Origin of the sequence: Bacillus sp. JJ1773, assembly GCF_036962035.1 — a bacterium.
In the GTDB taxonomy this organism is placed as follows: Bacteria; Bacillota; Bacilli; order Bacillales; family Cytobacillaceae; genus Cytobacillus.
This window is the reverse complement of sequence record NZ_JBALNX010000123.1, coordinates 1-11,928: the sequence shown is the minus strand read 5'-3', so window position 1 is coordinate 11,928 and position 11,928 is coordinate 1. Positions and strand designations below refer to the sequence as shown.

General features: G+C 41.7%; 12 protein-coding genes and 1 pseudogene. 2 read left to right on the top strand and 11 right to left on the bottom strand.

Annotation, left to right across the window (positions count from 1 at the left end; all coding sequences use genetic code 11):
• Positions 1-166: 166 nt before the first annotated feature.
• Together V7127_RS24655 and V7127_RS24650 are read left to right on the top strand one after the other, a co-directional pair.
• On the top strand, positions 167-361 hold the full coding sequence (locus V7127_RS24655) for an IS110 family transposase (protein WP_335490783.1): 195 nt from the start codon (positions 167-169) through the stop codon (positions 359-361).
• A 331-nt stretch (positions 362-692) separates the two neighbouring features.
• Positions 693-1,232, top strand: a pseudogene (locus V7127_RS24650) (tyrosine-type recombinase/integrase); the annotation flags it as partial.
• Between the two features lie 216 nt (positions 1,233-1,448).
• On the opposite strand, the gene tatC reads toward V7127_RS24650, so the two are convergent.
• From tatC to allB, 11 genes are all read right to left on the bottom strand, one after another.
• Positions 1,449-2,180, bottom strand: a complete 732-nt coding sequence (tatC, locus tag V7127_RS24645) for a twin-arginine translocase subunit TatC (RefSeq protein ID WP_335490781.1) — start codon at positions 2,178-2,180, stop codon at positions 1,449-1,451.
• Positions 2,181-2,290: 110 nt separating this feature from the next.
• Complete coding sequence (locus tag V7127_RS24640; protein ID WP_335490778.1) at positions 2,291-3,274, bottom strand: asparaginase; 984 nt, start codon at positions 3,272-3,274, stop codon at positions 2,291-2,293.
• An 11-nt stretch (positions 3,275-3,285) separates the two neighbouring features.
• Positions 3,286-4,029 (bottom strand): oxygen-insensitive NADPH nitroreductase, encoded by a 744-nt coding sequence (gene nfsA, locus V7127_RS24635; RefSeq protein WP_335490776.1) that lies wholly within the window; start codon positions 4,027-4,029, stop codon positions 3,286-3,288.
• A gap of 78 nt (positions 4,030-4,107) precedes the next feature.
• Positions 4,108-4,284: a twin-arginine translocase TatA/TatE family subunit gene (tatA, locus tag V7127_RS24630; RefSeq protein WP_335490773.1), complete on the bottom strand. Its 177-nt coding sequence runs from the start codon at positions 4,282-4,284 to the stop codon at positions 4,108-4,110.
• Positions 4,285-4,286: 2 nt separating this feature from the next.
• A complete protein-coding gene (locus tag V7127_RS24625; protein WP_335490770.1) occupies positions 4,287-5,624 on the bottom strand; it encodes an MmgE/PrpD family protein in 1,338 nt (445 codons plus the stop codon).
• A 6-nt stretch (positions 5,625-5,630) separates the two neighbouring features.
• A complete protein-coding gene (locus tag V7127_RS24620) occupies positions 5,631-6,962 on the bottom strand; it encodes an ABC transporter substrate-binding protein (protein WP_335490767.1) in 1,332 nt (443 codons plus the stop codon).
• Between the two features lie 18 nt (positions 6,963-6,980).
• Complete coding sequence (locus tag V7127_RS24615) at positions 6,981-7,676, bottom strand: ABC transporter ATP-binding protein (RefSeq protein ID WP_438824059.1); 696 nt, start codon at positions 7,674-7,676, stop codon at positions 6,981-6,983.
• Positions 7,663-8,409 carry an ABC transporter ATP-binding protein gene (locus V7127_RS24610; protein ID WP_335490762.1) on the bottom strand — a complete coding sequence of 249 codons (747 nt, stop codon included), beginning with the start codon at positions 8,407-8,409 and terminating at the stop codon, positions 7,663-7,665. The genes V7127_RS24615 and V7127_RS24610 overlap by 14 nt, the downstream gene beginning before the upstream one ends.
• Positions 8,406-9,422 carry a branched-chain amino acid ABC transporter permease gene (locus V7127_RS24605; RefSeq protein ID WP_335490759.1) on the bottom strand — a complete coding sequence of 339 codons (1,017 nt, stop codon included), beginning with the start codon at positions 9,420-9,422 and terminating at the stop codon, positions 8,406-8,408. Before V7127_RS24605 ends, V7127_RS24610 begins: the two co-directional genes overlap by 4 nt.
• A gap of 1 nt (position 9,423) precedes the next feature.
• Positions 9,424-10,302, bottom strand: a complete 879-nt coding sequence (locus V7127_RS24600) for a branched-chain amino acid ABC transporter permease (protein ID WP_335490756.1) — start codon at positions 10,300-10,302, stop codon at positions 9,424-9,426.
• Between the two features lie 23 nt (positions 10,303-10,325).
• Positions 10,326-11,756, bottom strand: a complete 1,431-nt coding sequence (gene allB / locus V7127_RS24595) for an allantoinase AllB (RefSeq protein ID WP_335490753.1) — start codon at positions 11,754-11,756, stop codon at positions 10,326-10,328.
• Positions 11,757-11,928: the final 172 nt, after the last annotated feature.

The following is an 11,928-nucleotide window of genomic DNA, read 5'->3' as shown; positions in this document are numbered from 1 at the left end:
CAATCCACTACAAAAGGAGTAGATAACTCATGAATCCAGTTATTGGTCTGGATGTTGCAAAAGGTGAAAGTCAGGTACAAGCCTTTTTATATAAAGCAAAACCGTACCGCAATAGCTTTAGTGTTAAGCATACTCTGTGGATGGATTAGATACCTAATTAGATTACATGGAAGAAGTTACGAGATCAGCAGGTGGTATAAACCCTTCGATTATCTTAGAATCAGCTGGCCCTTATCATTCCCCAGTCGTGCAGTTTTTGGATGACCATGAATATGTGTATATTATGGTGAACCCTCTGGTTTCTCACCGTTCACGAAGCACCAATTTAAGAAAAGTAAAGACAGACCCCGTAGATTCGTAACAACTGTGTGAACTGTTCTATAAAATAGAGTTAGCACCTCATATAAAAAAGAGGAGTTCAGCTATTAAATTTGAGGAATTTAACAGACAACAGGAAGCCATTTCGAGCGTCTCATCCCAAAACAAAGCTACAATTACAGTCTCAATTGGACCTAGTATTCCCGGAATATCGAGGTATTTTTAGCAACTTATATTCTAAAGTCCCGTTTAAAGTACTTGAAGCATTTCCTACTTCAGTGTCGGTTTAGAGGTTTCCTTCACGGATTTGACAAACATGATTTCTTCATTATGTAGCTGTCGATCATTTCAATGGGTGGAAGAGAAAGCAGAGAAAACCCGGCAATAGTAGAGAAGTAAATCCGGAGGAAAAGTATCGGAGAGACCCGGCAATTATTTAGTAGTTTACTTATGCCGGCCTACGCGTGGATGAGCTTTCGAATTTAAAACTAACGGATATTGATTTAGATTTAAAGCGTTTTAGAATTGTAGGAAAAGGCATGAAAGTCCGAACGGTACCCATTTCGAATACGCCTCTTGCAGAAATACAAGACTGGCTAAGCTATAGAGCAGAGATGGCAAAGAAAAAGCTACATGTCACAGATTCTTCGTATGTTTTTTACAGTCAGCGATCGCCAAAGTTTACGGTCCTGGGATTCAGACAATGATTGAAGGATACAGTCTGCCAAAAAAGAAATCAACTCCTCATATGTTCCGGCATTCATTTTTGTAAGTGTATGTTAAAGGCAACAAATAATGATATTGAAAAGGTGAGAAGACTCACAGGTCATAGCAATCTCGCGACAACCAGTAAATATTTGAAGGATTCGTATAGTGATTTGGTGGATGCGGTAGATGCTTTGCCGAAGTTTTAGGTAAAAAAAGAACTAGGCTATACACTTCCTGACCTTGTTTCATAAAATTAAAACTAGACAAAGCTAAATATCATATTTTATTTAGTTTTTCAGATATTGTTGTATAAGAATTGTCCATATCTTTCCCCATTATGACACCGTCCCTAAAACAAAATTTGCTTTCATCCTGTATGCTATATTGTCTATTTGTTTTAGGGGGGTGTATCGATTTAATAATTAAGCTTCCGCTAGTGCTTCGGCATTCATCTGTTTTCGGTAAACCAGTTTTGATAGTAAGTAACTGATTTCATATAAAGCAATTAATGGCACACAAATCATGATATCGCTTATGAAATCTGGCGGCGTAATGGTGATAGAAATCACGCAAAAACCAAAATAAGCAAATTTACGCATCTTTTTTAGGCGGTAAGGATTGAGGATTCGCAGATGGGTAAGAATCACTACCATTAAAGGCAATTCAAACAAAACCCCAAACGGGACGACTATATTAAACATATTTTGGAAGTATTCATTGATTCCGTATACTTCCGTCACTCCTAACTTAGCCGAAAAAACTGACATAAAATGTAGCATGAGTGGAAATACCCAATAGTATCCAAATAATAGGCCCACGACCATTAGTAGCGGCGCAATAGGAATATAGCGGAGCACCAGCTTTTTTTCTATGGAGTGCAATGCTGGACTGACAAACTTCCAGATCTGGTAAATCAAAAATGGAAGGGTTAAGATAAAGCCAAACAAAAAGGCGACCTTCATATATAAAACCATAGCCGTGGAAGGGGAAAATACATTTAACTCAATATAGGATGGCACTTGCTGTTGCAAATATTTAATTATGACACCAGAATAAGAAAAGCCGATACCGGCTGCAATAATAAGTACGACCAATACGGAGATCAGCCGTTTCCTCAATTCGGTTAGATGTTCAATCGAGGACATTTTATCCATAAACATGTATCTTTCCCCTTTTCGTGTAGTTACTCCTCCTAAATTTTTATCTCTATCGTTATGAAAAAGCTGCCTGTGGGCAGCTTTCTATTTATTTCCCCAAACTCTCCTCAATACTCATTAAAAATCTGTTGGATGGCTTTTGGGGAATCTGTAATCTCCAATGCTAGCATCAGAAGGATCCTTGCTTTTTGCGGAATTAGATTATCTCCTGCAATAAACTGGTCCGATTCATATTGAGCAATTGGCACCACACGCCCGTTGCCAACTCGGCTGCTTCGGACAACTTGAATGCCTTTTTCCCTCGCTTCCTGCAGGGCTTCATATTCTGCAGTCGTGCAGATGCCCGCACCTGTCCCAGCAATTACAATTCCTTTACAGTCGGTGTGCAAAAGCGAGCGAATCAATTCCCCATCTGCACCTCCGTAGGAAAAGATAATATCCACCCTTTTTAAGGAATCAGTTTGGAGCGAAGCAAAGGTGGACTGGACAGTATGTCGCTTGGTGGGATGCCTGTAAAAACATGCTTTCCCGTCCACATCCACATAACCTAAAAATCCCATCTGTCCAGATTGAAAAGCTTCTGTTCGATATGTATTAGTTTTCGTGACATCCCTTGCACTGTTGATTTCATCGTTCAGCATTACCAGGACACCTCTGCCTTTTGCATCAGGGCTCGCTGCAAGTTTGACAGAATTGAAAAGATTCAAATGGGCATCTGAGCTCATTCCTCCTGGAGGCCTTTGGGATCCAACCAAGACAATAGGCTTATCGGTTTGGCAGGTTAAATGGAGGAAATAAGCAGTTTCTTCCATGGTGTTCGTTCCATGTGTGACCACCACTCCATCAAAACCCTGATTATGGACATAATGATGGATCCTTTCCCTGATTAGGTCCCAATGACGGGGGGTCATATCGCGGCTGCTGATATGATCAAAAGGCTCATGATGAATTTCAGCTAGGCTGCTAGCCTCTGGCACCTGATCTAAAATAGAATGGGTTGCCTTCCCGGACCTGTAGTTCGATAAATCTAACCTATCTTTGCTGATGCCATCAATTGTTCCTCCAGTTGTAAGCAATGCAATTTTAGTCACATTCATCCCTCCTATTCCAGATTAAAGCCCTGGTTTAAAATAAACTCTTTTAAATGTGGCCTTCTGGGCTTCTCCAGATACCTAGCCATTTGCTTTGTCCAACCGTCCGTCCGTTTCCCGCTAGTTCTTCTATTATAATAGTCGGCTGAAATTTCTTCATAGGTGGCTAACCCCTCCCGGATTTGCTCCTTTGCCTGATAAGCATTATAATGGATCACTATCTCCTGGGGGGTTCTTGGTTTTTGCCAAGGGTTTTGGTCTGGATATCCAAGGCACATGCCCATCAGGGGGATTGTGAGAGGGGGCATATCCAGAATTTCCCTAACCCCATACGGATCATTTCGAATCCCACCAATCATCACACCTCCAAGCCCGAATGAACGAGCCGCAAGCAATGCGTTTTCAGCCGCAAGGGCCGTGTCCACCGCCCCTACTATAACATTCTCTACTTCGTCTATAGCAAAATCTGTACCATGCATTTCAGTAGTTTGCTTTAAACGGAAAAAGTCCACACAAAAAACTAAAAATATTGGACATTCGGCCACATACTTCTGTGAACCCGCTATCTCAGAAAGCCTTTGTTTCTTTTTATGATCATCCACTATAATGATGCTATAAGCCTGAACATTATGCGAGGAAGGGGCCCATTGGGCTGCAGTCAATATGTTTTGTAAAATCTCCTTAGAGATAGGCTGGTCCGTATATCTTCGTATCGACCGATGTGATTGGATCATTTCTACTGTTTCATTTCGCATAAGTCATCCTCCAAGTAGAATGGTTTGCTGCCTGGATAGGACAAGAAACTGCCTCAAGTGCAATTCTCTCTTGCCCCTTTACTTTTTCTCTTCTTCTTTTGTTTCGTCACTGATAAGTTCTTTAGTACCCCGTTTAAACTCATGAAGAGTCTTTCCAAATGCATTTCCGATTTCAGGTAGTTTTTTTGGCCCAAATATAATCAGAGCTATCACTAAAATCAATATCAAACCTGGAATACCAATATTTGAAAGCATATTTACCTCCTATATAAAGTTGTTAGGTCTTTAATCCACTTTTGTAATGAATCATATTGGTCCAATTTCTCAAACAATGAGAAGTATTCATTAATATCAGAAATATAAGGGTGTACCAAGTCCTCCGTTTTGGCATACAAGGTATCTAGGCTCATCCTATTAGTAACTGAGCCAATCGGATTAGAACAATCTGCTGTGAATTTCCCATTACTTGTAATAACCATAACCTGTGATTTCGACTGCTCTGGCCAAACTTTTGTATATTGTTTGTTTTCTACAACTTTCACTTTTTCTGCCAGACTTTGAATCACTGGATTATTACCCTCTTCCGAAAAAGCCTCAAGGTTAGTGTGTTTATGATAAAGTAACGTCGCAATCGCATAAGGAATGGAAAATTTATATGCCAATTCTCGCTGTTTTACTGGGACATTAGCTAGACGCACATGGCCTTTGTTGCCTTCCACTATGATTTGTGTGATGGCATCCAACGGGATATCTTCCTTTTGAAGAAGCTCCGTAACTGCATCTAGCGGGGAGTGGTTCAACGCACAGCAGGCATGAAACTTAAAGTAGTTATCCTCAATGGCATAAGTTTCACCTAACTGTGACGTAAAACCCTCCATATCAAACCAATTAGCAAGAATCCCATTATTATATACATCCATAAACGCATTATCTAGGCCGTTAAATTTTGCTTCCGCCAAAATGTTTGCAAGATTTGCCATGAGAGCACTTACGCCAGCGTATGTGTTTCGTACCGTTGCCCCTTCATAACAAGGTGTCCAAGAAGTCCCCATCGACAGTGTGGCTCCGATATTCATCACTTCTGTAATTTGCTGGCTGTTTTTTCCCTTGAGCTTAGCTATTGTGGCTGCAGCTGCAGGCGTACCCATATTGCCATGCGGATGGATTTCCCACCTCAACAAAGTCGATCGGCTAATTCGGCTCTGGATTTCATATCCTACAATCACACTCTCTAGGAACTCACCACCGGTTTTATTTAATTGACTAGAAAAAGAAAGAGCTGTGGGAATCACATGGATTGCGGGATGCCCAGTAGGACGTTGTCCTTCGTCCAGTTCTAAAAAAGAGCCGCCGGTGGCATTTAAAAATGCGGCCCATTCAGGTAATACAGTATCATCGGTACCAAGGACGAAAGTGTGTCCCGGATAGCTTTTTGCAATTTGTCTAATAAGAGGTTCCATTTCTTGATGACGGCATCCTCTCATCATAACTGACACGGTATCCATTATCGTAACTTTGGCGTGATCCAATATCGTTTTCGGGATTTCCTGGATGTCCAGTGAAGAAACCCATTCAGACATTCTTGTTAGTTCCATAGGGCATTACCACACTGGCTTTGGCCAAACAGATTCTGTTTTCGCCAAATCAAATGGATAGACTGTTCTTCTCTGTTTATCTTTAATTTGCATGACAACTCCACTAGCCAATTCATTATAGCCAGTATTATCAAACTTACAACCCGGTACATGCAGGAAGTTTTTGTCCCCACTTTTGATATTGACGCTTGCTATCGCATCCCGGAGCTTATCGCGATCATTGGACTTGGTCGTTTCCAATGCGTGCCAGATTAAGGCAGCTACCGAAAAACCTGCTGCAGATTGGACATCCATATTTTCATTAAACCGATCGGTATATTTCTTTTTCAGCTCTTCCATTCCCGGAATGTCTACATCATCGTTCCAACCAGCTGTAGCCAAAACATAGTCGGCGTCCGTACCCAATACATTTATATATTCTTCGCTCGTATGTCCACCCAGCATTCCAGCATACGCCATTGGATTATATCTTAACTGTTTCATCTGTCGGGTAATTTCAATCGCATCATTTGGCTTATTATGTCCAATGACCAGTTCTACTCCTGCACTTTTATATTTTGAAATAAATCCGGACACTTCAGGAGTCGTGCTGGCATCATAAGTGGAAACATCCACCACATCAAATCCAAGATTTTTACCCACTTTTTCAGCGGCCTTAGCAGCATCCTGTCCGGTCGTCGAGTTCTCACACAAAACTGCAATTTTATTTACTTTCTGTCCAGTCTTTTCTCCCATTTCTTTTACATAGTTAAGAAGTGTATTGGCATAGGCTTCCTGTACTGGTGGGACCATGAATGTGTATTTGAATCCACGGCTAGTAATTTTAGAGTCTACATCGCTTCCCGTAATAAACGGTACTTTTTGACGCTCACATACTTGCGTGGCAATCATCGTAGCTGCACTCTGGTTACAGCCTATTACCACAACTGCCCCTTTTTCTATGACGCTTTGTGTTTGTGAGCTCGCAATTTCAGGCTTGCTTTCCGTATCCCCAACAATATACTTCAGCTTAGCCCCCCCAAGAGATTCAATTCCACCGTTTTCATTGATAATGTCGCACGCCATTTGGAAGGCATCCCAAGTTTTTTGACCCCACGCCGCATTTGGTCCAGTTAGCGCCACGACTGCTGCGACTACAATTTCTCCTTTGTTGTCAGTCCCCCCTGAATTAACTGGAGCCTTGGAACAGGCTGCTAGGAATGATGCAAATAAACTAACCCCAACTAGTCCTCCAATCCCGTATTTAACGCTTTTGTTTAAAAAGGTTCTACGGTCTAAAGGCTCAGCTAGTACTTTTTCAAAACTATTATCACTAGAATTCTTTTTTTCCTCCGTCATAATTCATATCCTCCTTTTTTACATCCCCAAATACGCTTCCTGTGTGTTTTTATCATTAAGAAGCTCTTGTCCAGTCCCGGTTAATTTTACTTTTCCGGTTTCCAATACATACCCATTACTTGAAATATTCAGTGCCTTTACCATGTTTTGCTCTACAATTAAGATCGTTACGCCAGCTTCATTAATTTCCTGGATAGCCTGAAAAATCGATGTCACAAGGACCGGTGCAATTCCAAGTGATGGTTCATCAAGCATCAGAAGTTTCGGTAGGCTCATAAGACCTCGGCCAATGGCCACCATTTGTTGCTCTCCCCCACTCAATGTCCCTGCCAGCTGGCCTTCCCTCTCTTTTAGCCTTGGGAAAAGCGAAAACACCCGTTCAAGGGAATCTGCTCTTTTGGCTTTTGGTTTTGGCAGAAACGATCCAAGCTCAAGATTTTCCCGTACAGTCATTTGAGGAAACAACTCCCTTCCCTCGGGGACCTGTACTAGCCCCATGTCAACAATACGGGATGGTTCAACATTGGTAATGTTATCGCCAAGGAAGGTTATTTGGCCAGAGTTGCATGGAACAATACCAGAAATGGCCCGTAGCGTGGTGGATTTGCCGGCTCCGTTTGCCCCAACAAGGGATACGATCTGTTTATCCTGCACTTGGAGACTAATGTCATACAGCGCCTGGACATCTCCGTAAAACACATTAATGTGATCCACTGTTAGCAACTTTGTAATCCTCCCCTAGATACGCCTCAATGACCTCTTCATTTTTTGAAATATCCATTGGGGTACCTTCTGCTATTTTTTTTCCGTAGTTCAATACAACGATCGTGTCAGACACTTTCATTAACGCCTGTAAAACGTGTTCAATAATGATGATTGAAATGCCTTTATCTTTAATCTCGAAGATGAGTTTGATGATTTCATTCACTTCGCTAGGACTTAATCCAGCAACCACCTCATCTAGCATGAGGAGTCTCGGGTCTGTCGCTATAGCCCTAGCGACCTCTAATCTTTTCCTCTCGATAACGGATAAGTTAGAGCCCAAGTTCCCCCTTTTGTGGTACAACCCGACAAAATGGAGAACTTCATCAGCTTTATCATTTGCCTCTGCTACCGAATTTGTGCGGTTTAAAGCACCGATAGCCACCGTTTTATGGACGCTTAGCCCAGGGAAAGGCTTTGTGATCTGGAAGGTTCTACCTATACCCTTCTTGCACATCCGGTTCGGGGAAAGACCAGTCACATTTTCACCAAACAGAGTGACGGTTCCCTGGTTTGGCTTAAAAACCCCGCTAATCAAATTAAACAATGTGGTTTTACCTGCACCGTTTGGCCCGATCAAGCCTTTGATTTCTCCTTTATTCATAGTAAAGCTAACCTCATTTACAGCGACTAGCCCGCCGAAAGTTTTGGTTACATGATCACACTGTAAGATTTTTTCCGTCATTTCATCACCTCTTCCTGATCTCCAATTTTGGTAATTGAATTGCCCGGATTAGAGGAATTAGGCATTCTTTTGGATTTCGAAAAGCGTAAGCTGATTAAACCTTTAGGTAATTTCAAAATAATAAAGAGTAGGATTAGTCCATAAAATATTTTCGAGATAATGATTACTTCCCGCGAACCAATCGGAAGCATCCTCAAGGATTCTTGAACAACGCCAAATGTAATGGCACCAATAACCGGCCCAAATATTGTCCCAGCCCCTCCAACCATTGTTCCAATCATCATTTCTAGCTGTGGGTCAAAGATCAAAAGAGTGTCAGGGGAGATAAATTGGAACATTTGGGCATAAAACGTTCCTCCGATGGCTGTAAAAAAAGCACTAATGCCCATGATCAGCACTTTATATTTATAGGTATTAATTCCAGTTGCTTGTGCAGCCGCTTCATCTTCCCGGATCGCTTCAAGGAAATAGCCAAACTTAGAACGTGAAATGAAATAAGTAACGAGAAGAAGCATGATTAGCAAGCCCACTGCGATAAAATAGTACGGTATTTTGGAATCAAATGAAAAGTCAATAAATGAATTTGCAATCGGCAACATTAACCCCACTGGTCCTCCTACAAATTCCCAGCTAATGACGATTCCACGAACCACCTCGATCATTGCCATCGTGAGCAAAGCAAAATAGATGCCTCCAACCTTGTACTTAAACACCACGGCACTTAATGCCATCCCTACTATCGCTGAGAAGATTCCACCAACAATCATTCCAAGCCAAGGTGTTAGCCCTAAGTTGATGAATAAAAGACTCGATGTATAGGCACCAATAGCCAAAAATATCACATGTCCGAGAGAGAATTGACCAGTATACCCAAACACTAGGTTCCAACACAATGCAAGATATGCAAAATAAAACATCGTGGTAACAGCTTCCGTTAAATGCTGATTGATAAAGAAGGGCAGTAGGATGACGGCAATAAAGATCAATCCAATGAATAATTTCTTCTTTTGCATGCTAGCCCTCCTTCGCTGAGCTAATTAAGCCGGTAGGTTTAATAATGATGACCGCGATGATCAACGCAAATGTAATCGCGTTAGCCATAGAGGCTGAAATCAACACGGTAGATAGTGATTGGATTATCCCAATTAAGATGGCACCGATAAATGCACCTGAGATACTTCCTAACCCACCCAATACAACAATGGCAAAGGATTTAGATAAAAATTCATGCCCTACAAAAGGGTCAACCATTTTAAAGGGAATCATCACGGTTCCTGCCAAACCTGCAAGAGCAGCGCTGATTGCAAACGCAATAATGTATACCTTTTTAGTGTTAATTCCAGAAATCTGTGCTCCTCGTAAATTCTGGGAGCACGCACGAATGGCTTTTCCAAAATCTGATTTCTGCAAAAATAAATAAAGCGAAATGACAACGATGAGAGTCACAGATGCTGCCAACAATGGAGCTACACCGATAGCAACTGTGCCGAGTCCAATTGATGCTGTTGAATAGCTAGTAGTGATCCCCCTTAAGTCTCCTCCGAAAATAAGATTCATGAGATTTTCAAGGATAATAAATAAAGCGATAGTTGTAATAATATGGGTAGAGTGAGGCTTGCCCACAAGGTGACGAATGATTAGTTTGTAAAGAACGAAGCCAATAATAAATAAGGCAGGAATAGTAACCGCCAAAGATAAAAACGGATCAAGTTTAAACGTTTGGTAAAGGAAATACGAAATGAACATACTCAGCATTACTTTATGGCCGTGTGAAAAGTTCACAATATCCATTACGCCAAAGACTAGAGTAAATCCAATGGCGATCAACGCGTAGACAATTCCGTTGGAAAGCCCGCTAATCAATGCCTGTATAAAAACATCAGCTGTCAGCATAGCATCAGCTCCAATCAATTAATTTAGGGCGTTACATAATCGGGGCTTGCCAAAGATCCCAAGCGTCGGATGAGTTTTCCTTTCGGTTGCCCTATTACCCGACCATTTTCTGCCACAATGTTCCCGCGAACCACCGTCATACGGACTGAACCCTTTAATTCCGCTTCATGAAATGGTGAAATCGGATGTTTACTGTACAGATTCTCATTTCGGATTATCGACTTACCATTCAAATCGATAATTGTAAAGTCTGCATCCGCCCCGACCTGGATAACACCTTTGCGTGGATGGAGACCAAAAAGTTTGGCTGGACTTAAAGACATAGTCTCAATCAGCCGATCGAGCGACAGTTTGTTTTCCAAGACAGCATTCAGCATCAACGGGAATATCGTTTGGACCCCTGCAAATCCTGCCGGAGCTTCCCAAATATTATCAATTTGTTTTTCTTCAAGCGTATGTGGGGCATGGTCCGAACCTACTGTTGAGATGGTGCCGTCTTTGATTCCTCTCCATAAGGCTTCCTGGTCCTCCTTTTTACGGATTGGCGGATATACCTTCATCATGGTACCAATCTCCTGATAGTCTTCATTGGTTAAATATAAATATTGTGGACAAGTTTCTGCGGTTACAGGAATACCCTCAGCTATTGCCTGCCGTACAATCTCCGTTCCTTCTTTTGACGAAATATGGACAACATGTAGATGTGTTCCCGTTTCTTTTGCAAACATGGTAGCGGTTTGAATGGAGACAGCTTCCGTCAAATTCGGTCTGACCTCAAGAAACTTGTCATAATCGTTTGATGTGTCTTTTTGGGCGGAGATTAATGTGGAAATGATTGTGTTGTTTTCTAGGTGGATGCCAAGCGGCACATTTTTATCCGCCATTTCTTTAAACAGTTGGAAGACTTCGCCCTCGTCCGGTGGTGGAATGACCCCTTTCATCCCTTTTGAGTAATTGTAGATAAGCTTGTACGTATTTTCTTCTAACGCATAGCCCCAGAAAAATTTGACGGCTACAATTCCCTCGTCCACCAATTCCTGAAGGGAGTCGATGTTTTCCACGCCCAAGGCGATGCCCCACAATCCAAAATCTACAAATGATTTCGTTTCAAAAAGCTCGGCCCGAGATCGGAATGTCCCTGCATTATGCACCGGCGGTGAAGAATTTGGCATATCCAGCACCGTTGTAATGCCTCCAGCAGCGGCTGATTTGGTCGTATGATAGAAGTCTTCTTTTTCCGTCAACCCCGGCTCCCGACTGTGGATATGGGCATCAATCATGCCAGGTAGGACCATCAAGCCATCCAAGTCCACTGTTTTAACCGCATTTTGGATATCCACTGTCTCGTTATCGATCCTCTCTATTTTTCCATTCTTTATGTAGATATTCGCACGGTATGCCACATCGTTCGCATTTTTAATCAAACCATTTATTAGAATTAACTCGTATTTCATCGTGCCCCTCCTGATTGCTATCTTTTTTATATACCTAATGGCATTTTCTATAGATTCTATCTATCTATCTTTCTTTAAAGCTCCCTCACCTCTCTTCAAAAAATTATTTAAATAGACTTCATCGAATTTTGGCAATTTAATGAATTTTCCGTAATTAAATTGTACTATAACT